22 protein-coding genes and 1 other annotated feature are annotated in these 24,517 nt (G+C 42.5%); of the genes, 7 read left to right on the forward strand and 15 right to left on the reverse strand.

Translation table 11 applies throughout. The annotated features are described in order from the left end of the window. Positions 1–104: 104 nt before the first annotated feature. The 7 genes from fusA to A8805_RS15155 all read right to left on the reverse strand — a co-directional run bounded on the left by fusA (position 105) and on the right by A8805_RS15155 (position 8,622). Entirely contained in the window at positions 105–2,222 is a 2,118-nt protein-coding gene (fusA, locus tag A8805_RS15125; RefSeq protein ID WP_109712636.1) for an elongation factor G, read from the reverse strand. 16 nt (positions 2,223–2,238) lie between these two features. Further along, positions 2,239–2,709: a 30S ribosomal protein S7 gene (gene rpsG, locus A8805_RS15130; protein WP_181392866.1), complete on the reverse strand. Its 471-nt coding sequence runs from the start codon at positions 2,707–2,709 to the stop codon at positions 2,239–2,241. Between the two features lie 238 nt (positions 2,710–2,947). Then, entirely contained in the window at positions 2,948–3,367 is a 420-nt protein-coding gene (rpsL, locus tag A8805_RS15135) for a 30S ribosomal protein S12 (protein WP_109712640.1), read from the reverse strand. Positions 3,368–3,598: 231 nt separating this feature from the next. Further along, a complete protein-coding gene (locus A8805_RS15140; RefSeq protein ID WP_109712836.1) occupies positions 3,599–4,162 on the reverse strand; it encodes an HD domain-containing protein in 564 nt (187 codons plus the stop codon). Between the two features lie 224 nt (positions 4,163–4,386). Continuing rightward, entirely contained in the window at positions 4,387–5,829 is a 1,443-nt protein-coding gene (gene proS, locus A8805_RS15145) for a proline--tRNA ligase (RefSeq protein ID WP_109712642.1), read from the reverse strand. 104 nt (positions 5,830–5,933) lie between these two features. After that, positions 5,934–6,137, reverse strand: a binding site (T-box leader). 62 nt (positions 6,138–6,199) lie between these two features. After that, a complete protein-coding gene (locus tag A8805_RS15150; protein ID WP_109712838.1) occupies positions 6,200–7,333 on the reverse strand; it encodes a toxic anion resistance protein in 1,134 nt (377 codons plus the stop codon). A 17-nt stretch (positions 7,334–7,350) separates the two neighbouring features. Next, positions 7,351–8,622, reverse strand: coding sequence for a 5-bromo-4-chloroindolyl phosphate hydrolysis family protein (locus A8805_RS15155; RefSeq protein WP_109712644.1), 1,272 nt, complete (start codon positions 8,620–8,622; stop codon positions 7,351–7,353). 120 nt (positions 8,623–8,742) lie between these two features. On the opposite strand from A8805_RS15155, the gene A8805_RS15160 reads away from it, so the two are divergent. Then, a complete protein-coding gene (locus tag A8805_RS15160) occupies positions 8,743–9,420 on the forward strand; it encodes an RluA family pseudouridine synthase (RefSeq protein ID WP_109712647.1) in 678 nt (225 codons plus the stop codon). Positions 9,421–9,533: 113 nt separating this feature from the next. On the opposite strand, the gene spoVG is transcribed toward A8805_RS15160, so the two are convergent. The 3 genes from spoVG to A8805_RS15175 are packed head-to-tail and all read right to left on the reverse strand — an operon-like array spanning position 9,534 to position 12,249. Further along, positions 9,534–9,821 carry a septation regulator SpoVG gene (spoVG, locus tag A8805_RS15165; protein WP_109712649.1) on the reverse strand — a complete coding sequence of 96 codons (288 nt, stop codon included), beginning with the start codon at positions 9,819–9,821 and terminating at the stop codon, positions 9,534–9,536. A gap of 38 nt (positions 9,822–9,859) precedes the next feature. Further along, positions 9,860–10,978: a glucose-1-phosphate adenylyltransferase subunit GlgD gene (gene glgD, locus A8805_RS15170; RefSeq protein WP_109712651.1), complete on the reverse strand. Its 1,119-nt coding sequence runs from the start codon at positions 10,976–10,978 to the stop codon at positions 9,860–9,862. Continuing rightward, positions 10,975–12,249, reverse strand: a complete 1,275-nt coding sequence (locus tag A8805_RS15175; protein ID WP_109712653.1) for a glucose-1-phosphate adenylyltransferase — start codon at positions 12,247–12,249, stop codon at positions 10,975–10,977. Before A8805_RS15175 ends, glgD begins: the two co-directional genes overlap by 4 nt. Positions 12,250–12,464: 215 nt before the next feature. Here A8805_RS15175 and murC point away from each other — a divergent pair, with 215 nt between their 5' ends. From murC to A8805_RS15195, 4 genes are all read left to right on the forward strand, one after another. Further along, positions 12,465–13,841, forward strand: coding sequence for a UDP-N-acetylmuramate--L-alanine ligase (murC, locus tag A8805_RS15180; RefSeq protein WP_109712655.1), 1,377 nt, complete (start codon positions 12,465–12,467; stop codon positions 13,839–13,841). 145 nt (positions 13,842–13,986) lie between these two features. After that, positions 13,987–15,063 (forward strand): DnaD domain protein, encoded by a 1,077-nt coding sequence (locus A8805_RS15185; RefSeq protein ID WP_109712657.1) that lies wholly within the window; start codon positions 13,987–13,989, stop codon positions 15,061–15,063. Positions 15,064–15,075: 12 nt separating this feature from the next. Then, on the forward strand, positions 15,076–16,101 hold the full coding sequence (locus A8805_RS15190) for an ATP-binding protein (RefSeq protein ID WP_109712659.1): 1,026 nt from the start codon (positions 15,076–15,078) through the stop codon (positions 16,099–16,101). Continuing rightward, positions 16,074–17,267 carry a ribose-phosphate pyrophosphokinase gene (locus tag A8805_RS15195; RefSeq protein WP_109712661.1) on the forward strand — a complete coding sequence of 398 codons (1,194 nt, stop codon included), beginning with the start codon at positions 16,074–16,076 and terminating at the stop codon, positions 17,265–17,267. Before A8805_RS15190 ends, A8805_RS15195 begins: the two co-directional genes overlap by 28 nt. A gap of 128 nt (positions 17,268–17,395) precedes the next feature. On the opposite strand, the gene A8805_RS15200 is transcribed toward A8805_RS15195, so the two are convergent. Further along, the gene (locus tag A8805_RS15200) at positions 17,396–18,484 is read right to left on the reverse strand and encodes a M24 family metallopeptidase (protein ID WP_109712663.1); all 1,089 of its coding nucleotides are present in this window, start codon (positions 18,482–18,484) and stop codon (positions 17,396–17,398) included. A gap of 219 nt (positions 18,485–18,703) precedes the next feature. Here A8805_RS15200 and A8805_RS15205 point away from each other — a divergent pair, with 219 nt between their 5' ends. Together A8805_RS15205 and A8805_RS15210 are read left to right on the forward strand one after the other, a co-directional pair. After that, positions 18,704–19,783 carry a sensor histidine kinase gene (locus A8805_RS15205; protein ID WP_420319475.1) on the forward strand — a complete coding sequence of 360 codons (1,080 nt, stop codon included), beginning with the start codon at positions 18,704–18,706 and terminating at the stop codon, positions 19,781–19,783. After that, complete coding sequence (locus tag A8805_RS15210) at positions 19,776–20,507, forward strand: response regulator (RefSeq protein WP_109712667.1); 732 nt, start codon at positions 19,776–19,778, stop codon at positions 20,505–20,507. Before A8805_RS15205 ends, A8805_RS15210 begins: the two co-directional genes overlap by 8 nt. A gap of 25 nt (positions 20,508–20,532) precedes the next feature. Here the strand turns inward: A8805_RS15210 and A8805_RS15215 are convergent, their stop codons facing one another. The 4 genes from A8805_RS15215 to A8805_RS15230 all read right to left on the reverse strand — a co-directional run bounded on the left by A8805_RS15215 (position 20,533) and on the right by A8805_RS15230 (position 24,512). After that, a complete protein-coding gene (locus tag A8805_RS15215) occupies positions 20,533–21,498 on the reverse strand; it encodes a D-2-hydroxyacid dehydrogenase (protein ID WP_109712840.1) in 966 nt (321 codons plus the stop codon). 59 nt (positions 21,499–21,557) lie between these two features. Next, positions 21,558–22,844 (reverse strand): TRAP transporter large permease, encoded by a 1,287-nt coding sequence (locus A8805_RS15220; protein ID WP_242992421.1) that lies wholly within the window; start codon positions 22,842–22,844, stop codon positions 21,558–21,560. 27 nt (positions 22,845–22,871) lie between these two features. Then, positions 22,872–23,393, reverse strand: a complete 522-nt coding sequence (locus tag A8805_RS15225) for a TRAP transporter small permease (RefSeq protein ID WP_109712669.1) — start codon at positions 23,391–23,393, stop codon at positions 22,872–22,874. A 69-nt stretch (positions 23,394–23,462) separates the two neighbouring features. Next, positions 23,463–24,512, reverse strand: coding sequence for a DctP family TRAP transporter solute-binding subunit (locus A8805_RS15230; RefSeq protein WP_109712671.1), 1,050 nt, complete (start codon positions 24,510–24,512; stop codon positions 23,463–23,465). Between the last annotated feature and the right edge of the window lie 5 nt (positions 24,513–24,517).

Below are 24,517 nucleotides of genomic sequence, written 5' to 3' on the forward strand. Positions count from 1 at the left end.
TTAATATATCGCCTATTTACAGGCATTTTCTTGGTTTTCGCTTTTACTCGGCTATCTCTGATTATATTTCATAATCCTGTGTTTTTCAAGCCTTTTTCTGATATTTAGGCATTTTTGTTGGACAATACTTTTTCCTGTACAGACTTCGGTACTGGCTCATAACTATCGAAGAACATAGAGTAGTTACCACGTCCCTGAGTTCTGGAACGTAAATCTGTAGAATAGCCGAACATTTCAGACAATGGCACGAATGCACGGACAATCTTACCGCCGCCTAAATCATCCATTCCTTCAATACGTCCACGGCGTGAGTTGATATCACCAATGATATCTCCCATATATTCCTCAGGCATTGTCACCTCTACCTTCATGATTGGCTCAAGAAGTACCGGGGAGGATTTCTTCATTGCATCTTTGAATGCCAAAGATCCCGCAATATGGAATGCCATTTCACTGGAGTCGACTTCATGATAGGAACCGTCATATACGGTTGCATGAACACCAACTACCGGGAATCCGCCGAGAACACCGGCTTTCATAGCTTCCTCGATACCTGCGCCTACTGCCGGAATATATTCCTTAGGAATAGAACCGCCGACTACGGCAGAATCAAACTTGTAAATCTCTTCGCCATTGACATCCATTGGCTCAAATTTAACCTTACAGTGTCCGTACTGTCCACGTCCACCTGACTGTTTTGCATATTTACTATCTACATCAACAGGTTTTGTGAAGGACTCTTTGTAAGCAACCTGAGGTGCACCTACGTTAGCCTCTACCTTAAATTCACGCAGAAGTCTGTCTACAATGATTTCCAGATGAAGCTCACCCATACCTGCGATAATTGTCTGTCCTGTCTCTTTATCTGTGTGTGCACGGAATGTAGGATCTTCTTCTGCAAGTTTCGCAAGAGATTCTCCTAATTTGCCCTGAGAAGCCTTTGTCTTAGGCTCGATAGCAAGCTCAATAACTGGCTCTGGGAATTCCATCGACTCCAGAATAACCGGATGACGCTCGTCACAGATTGTATCACCTGTTGTTGTAAACTTAAATCCAATAGCAGCAGCGATATCTCCTGAATAAACCTTATCCAGCTCCTGTCTCTTGTTGGCATGCATCTGGAGGATACGTCCAACACGTTCCTTCTTGCCTTTTGTTGCATTCAGCACGTAGGAACCTGAGTTTACGGAACCTGAGTATACCCTGAAGTAAGCAAGCTTACCTACGAACGGGTCTGTCATAATCTTAAATGCCAAAGCTGAAAATGGTTCTTCATCAGAAGAATGTCTAACCACTTCATTTCCTTCCATATCCACACCGTCAATTGGAGGGATGTCGGTAGGAGCCGGCATATATTCAATAACTGCATCCAATAATTTCTGAACGCCTTTATTTCTGTAAGCTGTACCACAGCATACTGGAATAGCTGCACATTCACAGGTAGCTTTTCTCAGCCCTGCTTTGAGTGCCTCAACAGAAGGTTCCTCACCTTCCAGATATTCCATCATCAGATCATCATCTAATTCACAGATCTTCTCAACTAATTCTGTACGATAAAGCTCTGCATCATCTTTCATATCTTCCGGAATCTCTGTAACAGAAATATCATCGCCTTTTTCATCATTGTAGATGTAGGCCTGCATTTCCATCAAGTCAATAATTCCTTTGAAATCTTCTTCTTTGCCGATTGGCAGCTGAAGACAAATTGCATTTTTACCCAGTCTTGTTTTGATCTGTTCAACAGCGTTGTAAAAATCAGCACCTAAAATGTCCATCTTATTAATAAATGCCATTCTTGGTACATTATATGTGTCAGCCTGACGCCATACGTTCTCTGACTGCGGCTCAACACCACCCTTAGCACAGAACACGCCTACGGCGCCGTCCAGTACACGGAGTGAACGTTCAACTTCTACAGTAAAGTCAACGTGCCCCGGCGTGTCAATAATATTAACACGATGTTCCAGGGCACCGGCCTTTGGTTTCGTTTTCTCTTCCAAAGTCCAGTGACATGTTGTAGCAGCTGAAGTAATCGTGATACCTCTTTCCTGTTCCTGCTCCATCCAGTCCATAGTAGCAGTACCTTCATGGGTATCACCAATCTTATAGTTTACACCAGTATAATACAGGATACGCTCTGTCAATGTCGTCTTACCGGCATCAATGTGAGCCATAATACCAATATTTCTGGTTCTCTCTAATGGATATTCTCTTCCAGCCAAGATTTTTTCCTCCTAATTAAAAGCGGTAGTGAGCAAATGCTTTATTTGCTTCTGCCATCTTGTGCATGTCTTCTTTCTTCTTTACTGATGCACCAGTGTTGTTGGATGCATCAAGAAGCTCATTCGCAAGTCTTTCTTCCATTGTCTTTTCGCCTCTTTTACGAGAAAACAGTGTGAGCCAACGAAGTGCAAGAGCCTGTCTTCTTTCTGCTCTTACCTCAATCGGCACCTGGTAAGTTGCTCCACCGATACGCCTTGCCTTAACTTCCAGTACCGGCATAATGTTGTTCATAGCTTCTTCAAACACTTCAACTGCCGGTTTATCTGACTTTGCTTCAATTCTCTCAAACGCTTTATATACAATCCTCTGTGCTACACCTTTCTTACCGTCCAACATGATATTGTTGATAAGTTTGGTAACAACCTTATTATTGTATATTGGGTCCGCTAATACATCTCTCTTTTGAGTATGTCCTTTACGTGGCACGGTCCTTCCCTCCTTAATCACTTCTTCCGGTCTCTGCCGGGATTAATTCATCGGTACTCACATGTGTCTCTCTATGGAAATCGCGTTTCATGTGTTCGTGGCCGCAAGACTCTTATATAGAACCCCGGATAAACGGGTTCTGCTTAATCCGCAACCTACGATAATCATAGCTCTGTTTGTGATACGATTTAACTATTTAGTTACACTTGCTAACAAAAACTCATTAAGCGCTCTGGATTTATTTTGCGTCTTTCGGTCTCTTAGCGCCGTACTTAGAACGAGCCTGTCTTCTCTTAGCAACACCTGCTGTATCAAGTGTACCTCTGACGATATGGTATCTTGTACCTGGCAGGTCCTTAACTCTTCCTCCACGAATCAGAACAACGCTATGTTCCTGAAGGTTGTGGCCTTCACCTGGGATGTAGCTTGTTACTTCGATTCCGTTGGAAAGGCGAACTCTGGCAATCTTTCTCAGAGCTGAGTTAGGCTTCTTCGGTGTAGCTGTCTTAACTGCTGTACACACACCTCTTTTTTGTGGTGCGGATGCATTCGTAGCACGCTTCTGCAGAGAGTTGTATCCTTTCTGAAGTGCCGGTGAACCTGATTTCCTTTCAGAAGTCTGACGTCCTTTTCTAACTAACTGGTTAAATGTTGGCATTCTTTTTCACCTCCTATGATTCTTTCGTTTCCTTCCGGCCTGTGCGGAAGGGTGGTTGCAGATAATTGTGATTATCTTGATTTGTGCACTAAAAATAGCGTATCTTTGTGCACGCTAAATCAGTTTATTACGTTTTCATGGGAAAGTCAAGGGGTTTTTATCGATTTTGTTACAGTTTCGCCATGTAAAACACAATTGAGGGTATGACCGGACTATAACACACTCCCAAACTTATAGTCCCAGCTCATCTGATATCGCACGCATTTCCTCCAGTGCAATATCTATGAACTCATCCAGGGACATTCCCGTGAATTCTATGGACTCCATGTAGTCCCTGTTTGCCCCCGATGCAAAACGCAATTCTCCAAATCTTTTATTTACAGATTTTTTCTTCACGCTTGCAATTTTCTTATCTGGATAAATCTGGGCAATGGCTTTCAAAAATCCGCTCATAGGATCTGCCGCAAGCACCGCATATTGCAGTGTTGTTCTTGCTTTCACGCCAGATGCAGGATTGTGGGCACAGATAGCCTGAAACAATTCCTGGTCATCAATCCCTTCTTTTTTCAATATTTCTACAGATGTAGGTCCGTGAACCTCTGGATGTTCCTGCCATTCACAATGTTCCTCATCCAAATCGTGAAGAAGTCCTACGATACCCCAGCGTTCTACGTCCGAAGGTGCCAGTTTTTTCGCCAGTCCTTTCATAATGGCCTCTACCGCCAGAGAATGCTGTAAATATTTTTCACCCTTCATGTATTTTGTAAGTATTTCATATGCCTTTTCTCTCGTCATTTTACTATCTCCTTCTTGAATTTCTAAATTAAAAGAATCAAGGGTCTGGCAAGCCAGACTCTCGCACCGGAGCACGGTCGCTTTAGCGGCCATTTTCATTATGTGCGTAGTGTGCATCCTCCCCGGAGGGGATTTTCTGTAATAGGAAAAGCACTTTCCTATTACAAAATCAAAGGGGACCTCCCCTTATTATTAATAAAGAAACAGGTCCCCGTACATGAATTCTAGTATGATTTTCCCCAATATACCATATGTTTCGCCGGTTTTCCGCAGAATATGCAGACATCGGACAGGTGTTCCTGTTCCTCCGGGATACATCTGGAGGATGCACCTCCTGTATAATATTTAATCTCACCTTCACATTCTTCATCACCGCACCACATCGCTTTAATAAAGCCCTGGTGTTGCTTGAATTTCTCATTCATTTCTTCCATAGTCACTGCAGTGTTGATGTGATTATCCAGGAAGGCCTTTGCTCTGTCAAACATATCTTTCTGAATTGTATCCAATATGCCGGAGAGCTTTTCTGCAAGTTCATCCATAGGAATTATAATCTTCTCACTGTTATCACGGCGTACGACTACGACCTGATTATTTTCAATATCTTTCGGACCGATTTCAATTCTGGTCGGAATTCCAAGTTTCTCCTGCTCACTGAACTTCCATCCCGGGCTCTTCTCAGAATCGTCAATGCTTACTCTGTATCCTGCTGCCTTTAACGTATCAAACAGTTCATTTGCCTTATCCAGGACCCCTTCTTTATGCTGTGCAATAGGAATGATTCTTGTCTGTAACGGTGCAATTCTAGGCGGCATAACCAATCCGCTGTCATCACCATGTACCATAATAATCGCACCGATGCTCCTTGTGGAAAGCCCCCAGGATGTCTCGTAAACACTGTGCAGCTCGTTATTTTTATCTGCATATTTAATATCAAATGCATCCGGGAATGCACTGCCGAAGAAATGGCTGGTGGCAGACTGCAATGCTTTTCCGTCATGCATCAATGCCTCTAACGTATAAGTATCCTGCGCACCCGCAAATTTCTCACTCTCTGTCTTACGCCCGGTGACAACTGGAATTGCTAAATCTTCTGCAAGGCAATCCACATATACATCACGCATCTGAATCGTTCTTTCCTCTGCCTCTTCATATGTTGCATGAATTGTATGTCCTTCCTGCCATAAGAATTCTCTGGAACGAAGGAACGGTCTCGTTGTTTTTTCCCAGCGCAGTACGGAATTCCATTGATTCCAAACTTTTGGCAGGTCTCTGTAGGACTGTACTGTCTTACTCCATAAATCACAGAACAAAGTCTCGGAAGTAGGACGGATGCAGAATCTCTCTTGAAGTCTTTCCATACCGCCATGTGTCACCCATGCTACCTCAGGGGCAAATCCATCGATGTGAGCCGCTTCCTTCTGAAGCAACGATTCTGGTATGAGAACTGGAAGATATACATTTTGTACTCCTGTATCTTTAAAACGCTTATCCAGACTTGCCTGAATATTTTCCCAAATTGCATAGCCATTCGGCAGATAATTCAGACAACCCTTTACGCTTGAATAATCACACAATTCTGCCTCCCGCACCACATCTGTATACCATTGTGCGAAATCTTCATCTCTTGATGTAATTGACTTAACTAATTTCTTTTCCTTTGCCATAATATGTCTCCTTTTTTCAATTTCCCAGGACCCTTGCCCTGTTTTTCTTATATGGAAAGAAACTTTCTACATTATATAAAAAGCCGAAACTTTCTTTCCCTTCAAAAAGGGACCGAAAGTTTCGGCGGTACCACCCTAATTAACTGTAATTTACAGTTCACTCATTCACCGTTAACGCCGGCTCTACGCTGTGTTTTCACACAGGGGCTCCCGGGCCGGTTCTGTACATTCCGCGCAGGGACCTCCCACCTGATAGCCCCCTCTCTGTGCCGCTTTCTGTATATACTAATCCCGTTCACAGCCTATAGTAACTGTGATTCTACTTGAAAATACTCCTTTTGTCAAGGGATTCTATTTTCATTTTCTTATATTACCCTTGTACCTGAAGAAGTTTCTGTTTCAGTTCATTCTCCAGACGCAGCATCTCTTTTTCTGCCTCCCGGCGCTTCTGCCGGCCTTCCTGCTGAATATGCAGCACTTCATCCAAAGTGGAAATCAAAGATTCATTTGTTATCTTCAAGGTCTCAATGTCTACAATACCTCTCTCCGATTCTTTTGCAGTCTCAATCGTCGCCATCTTCAACTTCTCTGCATTTTTCTTCAGAAGTTCATTTGTCATATCTGTCACTTCGCGCTGCGCTGCTGCGGCCTGTGCCGAATGTTCCACCCCAAGGGCAAGAACCATCTGGCTCTTCCACAGCGGTATCGTATTCACAATCGTGGACTGTATCTTCTCAACCATAAGTGTATCATTTCCCTGAACCAGCCGGATCTGAGGTGCTGTCTGTATGGAAATAGTTCTGGTCAGCTCCAGGTCATGTATCTTTTTCTCGAACCTGTTGCACATGGAGTCCAAATCTTTCGCCGCCTGTGCATCCTCCGGCAGCCCGCTCTGCTGTGCCTTCGCAAGAAGCTCCGGCAGTTTTGTATTTCTAATCTCCTGCAGCTTTTTCTTACCTGCCAGTACATACATGGACAATTCCTTAAAATAGGTGAGGTTTACATCATACATCTTGTCCAATATAGCAATATCCTTCAATAATTGCACCTGATGATTTTCAAGCACTTTGCATATCTGGTTAATATTTGTCTCTGCCTTGGCATATTTCGCTTTCATTGCGGAAATCTTATTTGAGGTCTTTTTAAAGATTCCTAAAAATCCTTTTTCCTCCTCCTCGCCAAAATCCTTCAGTTCCCGCACAACGCCTGACAGAAGCTCTCCAACTTCTCCCAAGTCCTTTGTCTTCACATTCTCAAGAGCCGTTTCAGAAAAATCTGCCATCTTCTTCTGGGTTCCTGCGCCGTATTGCAAAATCACTGCGGAATTAGTCAAATCAATCTGGCTGGCAAATGTATCCACTGCCTGTCTTTCTGATTCAGACAAAATGCTGTCATTAAAAGAAGCCTCTTCCACAGCAGCAGGTTTTACAGCCTGTTTTTCTTCCCGGAAAGGTTCCAGTGTCAATGTAGGTGCCGCAGCAAATCCTTCAAATTCGTTGTTCATGTTATTTTCCTCCATGATTAAAAGTCATCCTTTGTAAGACCTTCCTGTGCCAGCATTGTATTCAGCACAGATATATCTGCAGACACATTCCATGCCGTATCCTTGAACAAACTATCTAAAAGCTTTTCAAACGCCACATTCAATGTGTCTAATGTCTTTTCAATCTCCTCTTTTGATGAAATAATATTCTCCCCCTGCACCGGCTGGGCATCCAGCTCCTCGTACGCTTCCAAAAGCTTAACCGTAGTGGGCAGATAATATTCCATTAGTCTCCTGATATCAGAGATATTTTCAGGATTCTGCTGTACCCGGTTAAAAATCTTAGCTACCAGCATCTCTATCCGGTATATCTTAGCAGAAATCTCCTCTCCTGGAATTGCATCATTACATTCACGGATCTTTTTAATGTATTCATCCCCGGCACGGACAATTTCCTGTACCTGAGGATCCATATTCGCCTGCTCTTGAGCCTGGCGCTCTTTTGCAAGCCTTTCTTCCAGTTTCTGCCTCTCCACATTCTGCATCAGCTCAGTATACTGTCCATAAGCCTTATCGCTTACAATAAGACAAGTTTTCTGATGGTCCAGATGTCCCTGCCGGAACCATCTTTTTTGTATCATTTTCTCAATGTCTTTCACCACATATTTGTGGGGCTTTTTTAGCCTTTCTGCCAGTTCCTTTATCTCGCAGTATTCCTTTCCCTCAAGCTCCTGGATGTAAGTTCTGAATCTCTTCACCCTGCCTAAAAGTACCCTGCCTGCATTACCCAAAATCACGCTGCCGACAAAAAAGGGAGCCAGAATTCCCATTGCAATCTGAAGCCACGTTCCAAAATAATGACCCATCAGTACTGTTCCGATCAACAGAAACAACATTGTAAGGAACGTCCCGATTCCCACGGTCCATCCTGTCACAGTCATAACGATTCCGCCGACTTTCATCCCCGGTGTCTGGATAAACAAGCCGGAAGTTTTCTGCAGCGCGGTTGATTCCTGTGAAGCACGGTATTGCCTGTCCCCTGCCTGATTTCTTTCTTCTCCATACATATAGGGATTCCGGTCCTGTTCCCAACCGTACCCATGCCGCTGTGCCCTACGCTGATACTTGTACATATCTCTGGCGGCACGCCTGCTCATATTCGACAATCCCTTCCCCAGACCGCCCATGGCGCCGTTGATGGTGTTTGTAATTGTCTGATTCAGCCTGTTAAAGTCCTGGGAATCTATGGCATCCTGCACCGTTCGCTTGATATCCTCCCCAAATCTTTCCCAATCCTGGTTCATTCTCATTCCACCTGCCTTATCAAAAATCTATTTAGAAAGCTTGACCTCTTATTTCTTTTATATGATAATCAGTGTAGTCAGATTTTTCTGAAAAGTCAAGGAAATACCACTAAAGGAGCAAAGAAAATGACCCCTGATATTTTATTTGAAGACCCGGATATTATCGTATGCCGCAAACCGTCCGGAGTGCCTACACAGAGCAGCCGTATCGGAACACCTGATATGGTCAGCATCCTGAAAAACCATATCTATAAAAACAGTCCCCAAAAACAGCCGCCTTATCTGGCCGTGATTCATCGTCTGGACCAGCCCGTAGAAGGACTTCTCGTATTTGCTAAAACCCAGGCTGCGGCGAAAAACCTGAATAAGCAATTGACAGAATATGGATTCGGAAAACATTACCGCGCCCTCCTGGATGGTATTCCCTCCTGTCCGGAAGGAGATCTGGAAGATTATCTAATAAAAGACAGCAGAACCAATTCCTCCCGCATATGCTCCAGCAATACTGCGGGAGCAAAAAAGGCTCTCCTTCATTATAAAGTTATAGAAACTCAGCCGCCCTACTCACTTGCAGAAATCACTTTAAAGACAGGCCGGCATCATCAAATCAGGGTGCAGATGGCACACATGGGAACGCCCATCGCTGGTGACAAAAAGTACGGCATACAAAAAAAACATTCTGCCATCGGAACTCTTCAGCTATTTGCCTGCCGCTTGACATTTTATCATCCCCGGACCAATGAACACATGGAGTTTCATCTCAACACACCAGAAGATTCTATGAAAAGTTTACAAACTCCGTAGTGCAGTTTCCTGGAGTTCGTACTCTGCCGGACATTCGAAGCATCTTCCGGCAGAGCAAAAAACTGCTGCACCCTCTATGAGCTGCAGCAGTTTTACATCTACTCCTACTTCAATTACATTTCTTCAGGAACTGATTCTGATTCTTCCTCAACTGATTCAGAATATTTTTCTAGAATTGTGGTCTGAATACGTTCTCTGGTGCCGCAATTGATTGGGTGCGCGATGTCGCGGTATTCGCCGTCAAGCGCTTTCTTGCTGGGCATTGCTATGAATAAGCCCTTCTCACCTTCAATCACTTTGATATCATGAACTACAAATTCATCGTCAATGGTGATAGAAACGACTGCCTTTAACTTACCTTCCTTTGTTACTCTGCGCACACGTACATCTGTAATCTGCATAACATTCAAGTCCCCTTTCTCTGCCTGCATTCGTAAGATTATAATGCATACCGTTCGTTTTTCTCAACTACCACTTTTACTCCATCCTCGCCAACATGTCTCGTGTTCGCCCTTATCGTATCACGACTCTCAATAATACAATTTTCAATATACGTATTATCCCCCAGATAAACATCATTCAGGATAACAGAATTCTTGATGACGCAATTATTGCCCACAAATACTTTCTTAAACAGTATCGAATTTTCCACTGTACCGTTAATGATACTTCCGCTTCCGATAATGCTGTTCTTCACAACCGCGCCCGGATTGTATTTAGCAGGCGGAAGGTCGCTGACCTTGGACTTCACCGGTGGAAGTTCTTTGAAGAAATAATTACGCACCTCCGGCTTCAGGAAATCCATATTTGTGTGGTAATATGCCTCCACTGTTGAGATGTTGCTCCAGTAGCTGTTTATCTTATAACCGTATATTTTCTTCAAATTCTTATAACGAATCAGAATATCGGTTACAAAATCATGTCTTTCCTCTTCTGCACAGTGCTCGACGAGGTCTATTAACTGTCTTCTCCTGATGATATAGATACCAGTAGAGATTGTCTGGGAGTGAGCCACCATTGGCTTTTCTTCAAATGCTTCAATTCTGGCAGATTCATTCATGCGTACTGTTCCAAACCGTGTCGCATCTTCTCCTGTTTCCAGGTCCTTACACACTACTGTAATATCAGCTTTTTTTGCAATATGATACTCAAGCACCTTATTGTAATCCAGCTTGTACACTGCATCTCCAGATGAAATAATCACATAAGGCTCATGGCATCTCTTCAGGAAATCAAGATTCTGATAAATAGCATCTGCGGTTCCACGGTACCAGTATCCATTCTCCGCTGTTATCGTCGGAGTAAATATGTAAAGACCTCCCTGTTTCCTTCCAAAATCCCACCATTTTGATGAGTTCAAATGTTCATTCACAGATCTTGCATTGTACTGTGTCAGTACGGCAACTTTCTGTATATGTGAATTCGACATATTACTCAGCGCAAAATCAATTGCTCTGTAGCTGGCAGCTATAGGCATTGCTGCCGTTGCCCGTCTGGACGTTAAATCCAGCATTCTTCTGCTGTTACCACCCGCTAAAATAATACCTACTGCTCTCATATCCGTTCACCTGCCTTTATTAATGTCTCACCGCTTGCAAGTACTCCATCGTTGTAATCCTCTGACGACGTAACACCACTAATGGCGGTATTCTTACTAATCTTCACTCCGGATGGTATCACAGAGTTCTCTCCAATTGTAGCAAGCCCGCCGCCGTATACACCCGGCTTCTCCATATTCGGAACATCTTCTCCAATACCGATCACGACATCATTTCCAATCTCAGTATCCTCAGCAATAATTGCTTTATCAATGATACAATTATCTCCGATTGTGACTCCTCTCATAATAATCGAATCTCTGATGATACTTCCCCTGCCGACAGTCACACCGCCTCCAAGCACTGAATTACGGACTTCTCCATAAATCTCAGAGCCGTTGCTTATGATACATCTGTCAATAACAGCTTCTTCTGAAATATACTGAGGCGGAATATTTGCACTGTTGGTGTAAATCTTCCAGAACTCCTCATACAGGTTGAACTCAGGAATGATATCAATCAATTCCATATTTGCTTCCCAGTAAGAGCTAAGAGTTCCCACATCCTTCCAATATCCATTATATTCATAGGCAAACATCCGTTTCCCATTCTCATGGCAATATGGAATAATGTGCTTTCCAAAATCACAGTTTGGCTGTTCAGAAAGCTTCAGCAATGCATCTTTAAGCACCGGCCAGCTAAATATGTATATTCCCATAGATGCCAGGTTACTGCTTGGCTTCTCCGGCTTTTCTTCAAATTCTTTAATCCGGCTTTCTTCATCTGTAACGACAATACCAAAACGGCTTGCTTCCTCTATTGGCACAGGCATAGCTGCGATTGTTACATCAGACTGATTTGCCTTATGAAAATCCAGCATTACCTCATAATCCATTTTATAAATATGGTCCCCTGAAAGAATGAGCACATAATCGGGATTATAAGTCTCCATATAGTCCAGATTCTGATAAATAGCATTCGCCGTACCCGTATACCATTCACTACTTGTACTTTTTTCATAAGGTGGCAGAATCGTCACACCTCCGACATTTCTATCCAAATCCCACGGGATACCAATCCCAATATGAGTATTCAAGCGTAAAGGCTGGTACTGTGTCAGCACACCTACAGTATCAACACCAGAATTAATACAGTTACTGAGCGGAAAATCAATGATACGGTACTTGCCCCCAAAAGCTACTGCCGGCTTGGCTACTTTTGCGGTAAGAACCCCCAGTCTGCTGCCTTGTCCACCTGCCAGCAGCATAGCAATCATCTCTTTCTTAATCATGTCGTCACCTCATTTCTAGTTGATTGGATTTATTATAACACATTTTTTCTCGTTTGTGCACATTTTTTACAATTTTTTAATTCAATGTTTTTACTTTTTGTCATTTTTGCACAAAAAGAACATCTTTAAAAATTCCCCATATATAGTATAATATAAAAAACAGTTAAAGTTTATGACTATTTCCAAAATTTTACAACCCAGGAAGGAATAAATATATGTATAAGATTAATTTCAAAAAACCAATCCATATCCATTTCATAGGAATTGGAGGCATTAGTATGAGCGGACTCGCAGAAATACTTCACAAAGAAGGGTTCACTGTTTCCGGTTCGGATTCCAGAAAATCACCGCTCACCAATCAGCTTGAGGAAAAAGGTGTTCGGATTTTCTACGGTCAGAGTGCCTCGAATATTATAGATGGAATTGATTGCGTGGTATATACAGCCGCCGTAAGCAGGGATAACCCGGAACTGATTGAAGCAGTTGCCCGGAAAATCCCCATGCTTACACGTGCCGAACTGCTTGGACAGCTCATGAAGAATTACAGCACTCCTATTGCCATATCAGGAACACATGGAAAAACAACAACCACCTCTATGATTTCCCATATTCTTCTGGAGGGGAACCTGGATCCCACTATATCCGTAGGCGGCATCCTGCAGGCTATCGGGGGAAATATACGTGTTGGAAATTCAGGGACATTCATCACTGAAGCCTGTGAATACACGAATAGCTTCCTTGACTTTAATCCTAAAATCAGTGTCATTCTTAACATCGAGGAGGATCATCTTGATTTCTTCAAAGACCTGGAAGACATCCGCCATTCCTTTCATCAGTTTGCAGCGCTGCTTCCGTCTGACGGAACCCTTGTTATTAATACAGACATCCAGAACTATGAAGAAATCTGTCAGGGACTCCACTGCCGCACTGTCACCTATGGAAGCGCTCCTTCTTCGGATTACAGTGCACAGAATATCAGTTATGATGACAAGGGCAGGGTTTCTTTTGATTTGCTCCGCAAAGGTAAGCAGGCTGAACATATCGTTCTTTCCGTGACCGGTGACCATAATGTATCAAATGCACTGTCCTCTATTGCTGTTGGAGAGCTCCTTGATATTCCTATGGATATCATTCAGAAAGGGCTGATTTCCTTTTCAGGAACCGACCGCCGTTTTGAATATAAAGGTACTTTAAACGGCACTACTATCGTAGATGATTATGCACATCATCCGACGGAGATTGCAGCCACCTTAAAAGCTGCACAACATTACCCTCATAATAAACTATGGTGTGTATTCCAACCTCATACTTATACCCGTACGAAAGCATTTTTCCGGGAATTTGCCGAATCCCTTTCCCATGCAGACCATGTTGTTCTGGCTGATATTTATGCTGCCAGGGAGACCGACACTCTTGGAATTTCGTCGAAAGACCTTTCAAATGAGATTCGGCGCACCGGTACGGATTCACACTACTTTTCTAGTTTCGAAAAAATTGAGAATTTCTTAAAAAAGAATTGTAAACCTGGTGACCTGTTGATAACTATGGGGGCCGGAGATGTTGTAAACATTGGAGAAGACCTTTTAAAATAGGACTTATCCACATTTTCCACATAAAGTTATCTACAAAATACCTTGTTTTTGCCACGAAAAAGTGCTTTTTCCCTTTGCGATAAGATGCTATAATACCTTTACGCATGAGAACCGGTACAAAAATCAAAGGGTGGGGAAACATAAAATGAAGACATTAACATTAAAAAATAAGTTTCAGACAAACATGACATTAATCACCAACGACTTCATTGATAATTACATGATTCAGGCAAATGGTGAATTTGTAAAAGTATATTTGTTTCTGCTGCGGCATCTGGATGATCCTTGCTCCTCTCTGACAATCTCAGTGATTGCAGACTGCCTGAACAATACAGAAAAAGATATACTAAGGGCCTTTAGATACTGGGAATCTGAAGGACTTTTAAGTTTGGAAAAAGATAAGGACGGCAAGATTGTTGGGATTGAGCTGGAAAGAGCCCCTTCCATTGCCGCTGCCGGAAGGAAAATGACCGCCCTGAAGACCGTCTCAGCTCCTGCAAAAACTCCTGTGAAGGAGCAGGTAACAGATGAGGCGCCGCCTGAAGTACTCCCGATACCTAAGGCCATCCCTCTGACTTCTTTTAAGGCACAGAAGGAACTAAAGTCTCTTCTTTTTATTGCAGAGCAGTATTTAGGAAAGACATTGTCTAAAACAGATGTAGATGCTATTACATATTTTTACGAAACTCTGGGGATGTCTGCAGATTTGATAGAATACCTTATAGAATCCTGCGTGGAGAACGGACATAAAAGTATGCACTATATCCAAAAGGTTGCCTTATCCTGGGCCGATAATGGCATTACTTCCGTAGAGCAGGCACGTCAGACTTCTTCTGCCTATCACAAGAATTGTTATACCGTTCTGAATGCATTTGGCATCAAGAACAGAGGGCCTGCGGCAGCCGAACTTGTTTTTATCAAAAAATGGACAGAGGAATTTGGCTTTGCTCTTGACATCATACAGGAGGCATGCAGCCGTACGATTACAGCCACGCACCAGCCAAGCTTCGAGTATGCAGACACAATTCTCACAAAGTGGAATGAGAACCAGGTACGCCACTTGCAAGATATCGCAGCCTTAGATGCAGCTTTCCTTAAAGAAAAGTCGGTTCAGAAAGCTGCCGGTATCAAACAGAGACCCGCCTCAAAAAATCTCAACAATTTTGAGAGACGAGCTTATGATATGGAATCTTTGGAAGAGCAACTATTAAACAGTAATTAGAAGGAGCAGATTGTGGGACTTAAAGCATCGCAATATCAGGCTATTATGCGTGGTTACGAACAAAAACAGCTTCATAACCGCGATATTTTGAGAAGACGCTATGAAGACGTCTATGATAAACTACCGGAATTTAAATCTTTAGATGATTCTATTTCTATCCTCTCTATCCAGTACGGTAAAAAGCTGCTGAACGGAGATGAGAGAGCAGTCGATCTGCTGAAAGAAGAACTGGCAATCTTAAGGAGCAGCAAGCAGGAACTGCTTCGCTCTACCGGATTCCCTCCGGATTATCTGGAGCCTCTCTATGATTGTAGGGACTGCAAGGATACCGGTTATATTGGAAACCAAAAGTGCCATTGCTTCAAAAAATCCGTCATTGGCCTCCTCTACGAACAGTCTAATCTGAACGAGATTCTAAAGCAGGAGAATTTTGATACGTTTTCTATTAATTACTATTCTAACAATTATGTAGACAGCAAGACAGGGCGTTCTTCTATGCAGGTAATACAGGATGCCCTTCATGTATGCCACAATTTCGTTGATACATTCAAGACAGACTTCCATAACCTGTTTTTATACGGAGACGTGGGCGTTGGAAAGACCTTTCTCTCCAACTGCATTGCAAAGGAACTGATGGATAAGGAATTTTCCGTCCTTTACTTCTCTGCTTCAAAGTTTTTTTCTATTTTGGCAAAAAATACATTTGACAAAAATAATATTGATGCGCAGAATATGTATGAGTATATCTTTGATTGTGATCTGCTGATTATAGATGATTTAGGAACAGAATTTACCAATACATTTGTGGCATCACAGTTTTTTACCTGCATTAACGAACGGCTTCTCAGCCGTAAATCTACCATTATATCGACCAATCTTTCATTGGATACCCTGGCCGACTTATATACAGAACGGTCATTTTCCAGGATTACAAGTAATTACACTATGCTGAAGCTGATTGGTGACGATATCAGAATTAAAAAGAAATTAAAAAACAGGGAGGAACAGACATGTTACACCGCACAGAAAGAACTCTAGAAAATATTCCGGTAGGCTCCTTAGGTCTCATTCCAGTTGTGGGATGTGAAGAGCTTGGAGGCAAGGTTAACGACTACCTGATAAAATGGAGAAAAGAAAGTGCACATGAACACAAAGATGATATAGCATTTTCAGGTTATGTAAGGGATACCTATATTATAAACACCAAAGTTCCGAGATTCGGTTCAGGAGAAGCAAAAGGTATTATCAATGAATCCGTGCGCGGAAAAGACCTTTATCTTATGGTTGATGTATGCAACTATAATGTAACCTACTCCCTGACCGGCAACACAAACCACATGTCCCCGGATGATCATTTCCAGAATCTGAAGCGTGTGATTGCCGCTATAGGCGGAAAGTGCCGACGTATTAATGTTATCATGCCATTCCTGTATGAAAGCCGTCAGCACAAAAGAAACGGCAGGGAATCCCTGGACTGCGCTCTGGCCCTTCAGGAGCTGGTACGTATGGGGGTAGACAATATCCTCACCTTTGATGCACATGACCCCAGGGTACAAAATGCCATACCTCTGAGCGGTTTCGAGACAGCTCCGTCAACTTATCAGTTTATTAAGGGACTTCTGCGCCATGTGAAGGACCTGCAGATAGACAGCAGCCATATGATGGTTATCAGTCCTGATGAGGGCGGCACAAACCGTGCAGTCTACCTTGCCAATGTACTCGGCATCGACATGGGTATGTTCTACAAACGCCGTGATTACACTAAAATCGTGAATGGGCGCAATCCTATCGTAGCCCACGAATTTCTCGGAAGTTCCGTAGAAGGCAAGGATGTCATCATCATTGATGATATGATTTCCTCTGGCGACAGTATTATTGAAGTGGCTACCGAATTAAAGCGCCGCAAAGCGAATAGAATTTTTGCTGCTGCAACATTTGGATTGTTTACAAATGGAATGGACAAGTTTGACAAGGCTTATGAAGACGGAATCATTACAGGGATACTGGCAACAAACTTAATTTACCAGTCACCGTCACTTCTTTCTAAGCCATACTACATTAACTGTGACATGAGCAAATATATTGCCCTGCTGATAGACACATTGAACCATGACGGTTCCATCAGTACACTGCTCAATCCAAGTGAGCGGATTCAGAATGTGCTGCAGAAATATAGAGAAGAAGCAAAGTCAAATACACCATAACAAGCCGCAACGTATTTGTCACTGGGAAAATAAAGAGGGATTACGCCCGCATAAAGAATAGGATGGGGGAGGAACATACTTAAAAGTACGTTCCTCCCCCATTTTATAAAACTCTGTTCCAAGGCCTTTTATGCCTCTTCTGGAACAACAATCAAATCTTTTGTAAAATGGTTCAAAACTTCACAGCCATCCTCTGTTATGAGTACAATATCTTCAATGCGGACACCAATTCCTTCTTCAGGGAGGTAGATTCCCGGCTCTACGGAGAAACACTGTCCCGGCCTGATGATATCCTCATTGACAGAAGATACATCTCCGAATTCATGATCTTCCAACCCGATAGAATGTCCTGTTCTATGAGTAAAGTTCGGTCCGAATCCTTTTTCCGTAATATAGTCACGGCAGGCAGCATCAACGTCGCACATTCTGTTGCCAGGTTTTGCAGCTTCAATTCCTCTTCTGTTTGCTTCTACAACAATATCATAAATTTCTTTTGCCCGGTCAGAAACCTCTCCAATAAATACAGTTCTTGTCAAATCAGATGCATAGTTGTCTTTAAAACCGCCAATATCAAGAATTACACAGTCTCCGCGTTTTCCTTTGGAGTCATCTGTTACATGATGAGGGTCTGCGGCACCTTTTGCATAAGCTGTAATTGGGTCAAAAGATACATCCTCGCATCCCAGCTCCTGGAAAATCTCACGAGTTTTTGCATTCAGCTCTTTTTCAGTAAGTCCTTTTGATACCCACGGAATCAGCCTTTCAACTGCAATATCGTTCAATCTGGAAGATTCCCGCATCAATTCCTGCTCTTTTTCGTCTTTAATCATCCTTATGTAGTCGACAATCATAGAACCGTTCAGAAATTTGCTTCCTGCGCCCAGTTCCTGTAATCTAAGCAGGAATCTTGCAGGCCAGATTTTGTCGATGCCAATCGGCTTATCTTTTTCTACATATCGTGACAGAATCTCAACACCATCCTGTACATCGTTATACCATACAAGTTCTACCCCAAGATCTTGTTCCTGCGGGAACAGTTCATTAATAAAAAGCTTGTGATTCCCGTTCTCATTCAGATAAAGTGCTAATAATCTCTCCCCTGGAATAATCATCTTTCCTGTCAGCCAAAAGATAGTTAAAGGGTCCGCAATAATCATCTGCGGCATATCTTTCTCTTTCATTGCCTCCAGTATTCTGTTTAATTTACCTGTGTCCATTGAGTAAATCCTCCTTTTTCTTGCATCTCATATGCAATTTTTATAAACATACCACTATAATTGTAAGACTATTTGTATAGCATGTCAATAAATCCAAGGGAAATCTTTTATATCTTTTCAGTTCCTTTCATTCCCTCAGTATATATGAAAATTTCTGTTAAAATTGCTGTAGATTTCTGCCGTATTATGATATGCTTATGCTATAATTTGTTGAGGTGAATAACATTGAAGAAGAATTTAGCCAAAAATTTAATCATAACCTTGCTCTGCCTTGTAATATCCACTGCTCTTTCCTTTCTGTTCTTTTACCTTGGAAATAAGCATTCTGTAAATATTGCACTGTTTTATATTTTGGCGCTCATTATCATTGCACTGAATACAGATGGCTATATGTACGGAATTGTGGCTTCATTTTTTTGTGTCGCGGCGGTGAATACCTTCTTTACTTATCCATTTTTTAAAATGGATTTTACTTTGGACGGTTATCCCGTTACATTTTTTGGTATGCTGACTATCACGGTTATAACTTGTACAGCCACTACAGCACTGAAACTGCAGAAGACTGCACTTGATGAGCGTGAAAAGAAATTAGCAGAAGTGGAAAAGGAAAGGATACGCGCAAACCTTTTAAGGGCCGTCTCCCATGATTTGCGCACCCCTCTTACCAGTATTATCGGTTCTTCCGCTTCTTACATGGAAGATTATGAGAACCTGACAGAATCTGAGCGTCTGGAACTGGTTTCTAATATAAACGAAGATGCAAACTGGCTGCTGAACATAGTGGAAAACTTGCTGACGGTGACACGCATCCAAAATAATTGCGGTAAAGTAAAAAAGTCACCGGAGGTGGTGGAAGAAGTAGTATCAGAAGCAATTTCACGTGTCCGAAAACGCTATCCGGAATTAAAAGTATCAGTTAAAATGCCTGAGGCCCCTCTTACAATACCAATGGATGCAATTCTTATTGAGCAGGTTTTAATCAATCTCATAGAAAATGCCTTCGTACATTCCAACAGCCGGAAACCTGTAGAATTAATAATCGAGAATTATGAGGACAGAGTTTCTTTTACAATCCGTGATTACGGCATCGGAATTGATGAATCACATCTTCCATTCATATTTGCAGGAACATACAATAACAGCAGAACCGACAGACGCCGCGGTATGGGGATTGGCCTGTCTATCTGCCATACAATTATTACCGCTCACAGTGGTACAATAAGTGCCGCTAATCATGAAGACGGTGCTGAGCTTACTTTTATTTTATTTAAGGAAAAGGTGGATGAATACGATGTATAAATTTACAGTGCTAATCATAGAAGATGAAAAAAACATACAGACCTTTATGAATAAGATTCTTAAAAAACATGAATATAAAGTCCTTTGTGCAGACAACGGAGGAGAAGGACTGAGCCTGATCCGTTCACAGTGTCCTGATATTGTCCTGTTGGATTTGGGGCTGCCTGATATGGACGGTAATATGATTATCGAAAAAGTGCGCACATGGTCCAGCATCCCTATTATCGTGATATCAGCCCGTTCTACCGAGAGAGAAAAAGTAACTGCCTTAGACCTGGGCGCTGATGACTATATCACCAAGCCCTTCGGAACATCCGAACTGCTGGCCCGCATCCGCACCTCCCTCCGCCATTCCAACCGCCTGATGACCAACGATTCACTCTACATCCGCCCTTACCAGTGCGGAGGCCTGATTTTGGATTTTTCCAAACGTTTGCTTAGTATTGATGGCAAGGAAGTGCATTTAACACCCATAGAATATAAAATTGTTACCTTCCTTGCCCAGAATTCAGGAAAAGTTATGACCTATGCCACCATTCTTTCCAGCATATGGGGCCCCTTTGCAGATGATGATAATAAAATACTTCGGGTAAATATGGCAAATATCCGCCGAAAGCTGGAAACAGATCCAGCCCAGCCGAAATATATATTTACAGAGGTTGGTGTAGGGTACAGGATGAAAGAAGATGAATATGAAGCACCCGGAGTTCCCTCATCAGAATAGGAAACTCCTTGCTGTTACTGGTTTATTATCTATTTACAACATTAACGGGCTCACCTTGGATAAACATTTCCAGGTTTTTTACTGCAATATCCATTAAACGCTGCCTGCTTTCTTTTGGGGCCCATGATATATGCGGGGTAATAATACAGTTTTTTGCCCTCAGCAGTGGATTATCACCTTTAATCGGTTCTTCGGACACCACATCCAGGCCTGCTGCATACACTCTTCCTGTCTCCAGGGCATCTGCCAGATCCTGTTCTACTATCAGCGGTCCCCTGGAGTTATTTAAGATAATAACCCCGTCTTTCATCATCTCAATATTATCTTTATTCACAAGACCTTCTGTAGAAGGGAATAATGGACAATGAAGAGAAATTACATCCGACTGGGCAAACAACTCTTCTCTGGAAACATATTCTGCAATCTCCCTTCCTGCATCATTTGGGTATTCATCGTTGGCAATGACGCGCATTCCCAGCGCTTTCGCAACTTTTCCCGTCTCCTGTCCAATTCTTCCAAACCCAATAACCCCCATAGTTTTACCGGCAAGTTCAATCAACGGATAATCCCAAAAGCACCAGTCTATGTTATTTTCCCAGCGTCCCTCTTTCACTGCATGGTCATGATGCCCAATATGATGGCAGATTTCAAGCAAAAGGGCAATTGCAAACTGTCCCACAGCTGCAGTCCCATACGTCGGAATATTGCTTACGATAATGCCCTTTTCTTTAGCAGCATTGGTATCCACTACATTATAGCCTGTTGCCAGAACGCCTATATACTTTAAATTTGGGCATACATCAATAATCTCTTTTGGAAGGGGGGTCTTATTCGTCAATACCGCTTCCGCATCTCTAATCCTGTCAATTGCTTCCTGTGCATCTGTCAGAGAGGTTCTGTCGTATACGGTCAATTCGCCTAATTTTTCGAAACCTTCCCAACTCAAATCTCCCGGGTTTTCTGTATAACCGTCTAATATTACAATTTTCAATTTTATTTCCTCCTTATGTATTATACCGCTTTCCTGGTAATATATCATTCCAGGCAGCATTAGGTTCCAAATATCAGGCCTACAGGTCCTGTAATAAGCTGCGGGAGCACTATGAAAATACAAAGCGTAACTGCAATGAGGATAATCCACGGGACAGAAGCCTTAATAATCCGCTCCAAACTTAGCCCTGTAACATTTTGAGCCGCATATAGGCATACCCCGACTGGAGGTGTAATCAATCCGAAAGACAGTGTAATAACAAGGAATACTACGAAAAATAACGGAGATACCCCAACTGCCTGCACTGCCGGAAGAAGAATCGGAACAAGGATGAAAATAGCTGCCGTGGCATCCATGAACATCCCAACACATATTAAAAATGCATATAGAACGAACATGATGACGATGCGGTTATCAGAAACACCCGTAATCATGTTTGCAACTGTGCTCGGCAGGCCATCCAGCTCGAACAGCAGAGAGGCTGGTTTTGCTGCAATCGCTACAAACAAAATCGTTCCTGTTGAACGTGCATTTTTACAAATGATTCTGGGAATATCCTTCCACTTTAAATTCTTATAAACATAGACAGATACTAAAATAGTGTAAACAACTGCAATGGCTGCACCCTCTGTGGGTGTATAGAAGCCTGTATAAACACCGCCCAGCAGGATTACCGGTGTCAGCAGTGCAGGAATCGCATTCATGAAAGCTTTACCAAGCTTTTTCGCCTGGAACGGAGCACGGTCACCAATTCCATGTTTTTTACAGTAAAAATAGTTATAAATCATAAAAATAAAACCAATGATGATTCCAGGAATCAGACCTGCCAGCAGAGCCTGTCCTATAGATATATTTGCCGTGGCTGCCGCATTAATCATCAGAATACTCGGAGGGATGACCGATGCCAGCATAGAGCCTGAAAGGTTGATAGCGGTCGCATACTCCCGCGGATACCCTTTTTTCGAAAGAGCATTAATACTCATCTTTCCAATGGATGCAATAGCCGCCACGGAAGACCCTGACATACCGGCAAATATCATGTTAACCACCACAGATACATGTCCCAGACCACCGAAAATCCATCCTACCATGGCCTCTGCAAGGTCATAAATCTTATCTGCAACACCGCCTTCATCCATCAGAGAACCACACAGAATAAATAACGGAACTGCTACCATGATGAAACTGTTCATAGACGTAAACATAGACTGGGCTGCCAGTGAAAGCGGCAAATCAGACATCGTAACAATGCAAATGACAGCGGATGCTCCAAGTGATACTGCAATCGGTACTCCTAAAAACATTAAAACCAGAAAGACAATTAATAAAACAACACTCATACTCATTTCTTATCGCCCCTTTTCTACGTCTGTTTAGTTTTCTTTTTCTTTCTCCTTATCAGGAATCGCAACATTCCCATGGTATTCTAAAAAGCTCTCTACCACTCCAATAATACCAAGCACACCGGAAACTGGCACACAAACACCAATGACATACATCGGAATCTGAAGAGCTGTTCCCATTTCTTTCATCATAATCTGCTGCTTTACAACTTCAATTCCATAAATAATCATAAAACCGAAAAAGGCTACTACAATTACTGCATATAATACTTCACTGAACTTTTTCAGCCATTTAGGGCCTGCCGCAAGCAGCAGGGTCACTCTGGAAGACTCCGCCCGGTTAAAACCGGAGGCCAGAGCTACAAACATCATCCACAGAAACAGATAACGGCTGGTTTCCTCTGTCCATGCAAAAGGATGGCCGGTAATACGCCCAATAATCTGTAAAAGAATTGTAACAATCATGCCAATGACCATGATTGCCAGAACCACATTCTCCAGTCCATTTATAATATCAAAGAACTTGGATAAGACTGTTTTTTTATGTTCCATAACATAACCTCCTACTTATGCCGCTAAGGTCCGCTCCTTTTGAACTTTAGCGGCATAGGTGCTTTCACTTTAATTTTTACCGCAAAACTCGGCAGTAGTGTCAAAAAGTTCATCATCTTCAATCAGCTCTTTAAATTTACCGTAGCAGGACTGAGATACCGCGATAAACTCCTGGCGTCCTTCCTCTGTAATATCATTATATTCCATACCATTGTCAAGCAGTGTCTGAAGAGCTGTTTCATCTTCTTCGTCCATAAACTCAACATTCCATTGCTGTACTTCTTCACCAGCTTTTTGGATTGCCTCTTTCTGCTTATCACTTAATCCGTCAAACAATGTGCTGTTCATACCTACTAACCAGGCGTCTGCCATATGGTTTGTTCCTGATATATACTTCTGAACTTCATAAAATTTATTAGAGAATGGTACGTCTACAGGGTTTTCTTGTCCGTCCAGTGTATTTAACTGCAAGGCATTGTATACTTCACTAAAATTCATTGGAGTAGTTACTGCATCACAGGCACCAAAAAATTCTACATATAATGCGTTATTTGGTACACGGAGGACCATGCCTTTTAAATCTGCCGGAGTATTAATGGGATTCTTAGAGCTTGTCACTTTTCGAAATGATCTGGTCCAACTGCCCACAGTTGTAATACCCATGTCGGAAACACGATTCATAAGCTCTTTTCCAATGTCGCTGTTTAGATATTCCAGAAGCTGCTGCTGGTCATCAAACATATACGGCACGGAGATTACATTGTATCCAGGTTCGAAGCTTGCATACACACTGCTTGCCAAAATCAGCATCTGCAGAGATCCTGCGGAAAGCTGTTTAATCCCCGCTGCAGTGTCCCCTCCGTAAAGAGAACCGTTGCCTGAAATAGTGAATTCAAGTGTTCCCTCCGAATACTCCTCCGCACGTTTTGCAAATTCTTCTGCCGCCTGGTAGATATAAGAAGCGTCCGGGTCCGGCACTGCAATAGTGATTTTCTTCGCTTCTTCTTTGCTTGCCCCATCAGAACCTGAACTTTCAGACTCCTTACTGCCTCCGCACCCAGCCAGGCCCGTACATATCATTGCTACAGCCAATATTGCAGCGATTACTTTTTTCTTCATAAACT

It is taken from the genome of Faecalicatena contorta (assembly GCF_003149105.1).
GTDB lineage: Bacteria > Bacillota > Clostridia > Lachnospirales > Lachnospiraceae > Muricomes > Muricomes contortus_C.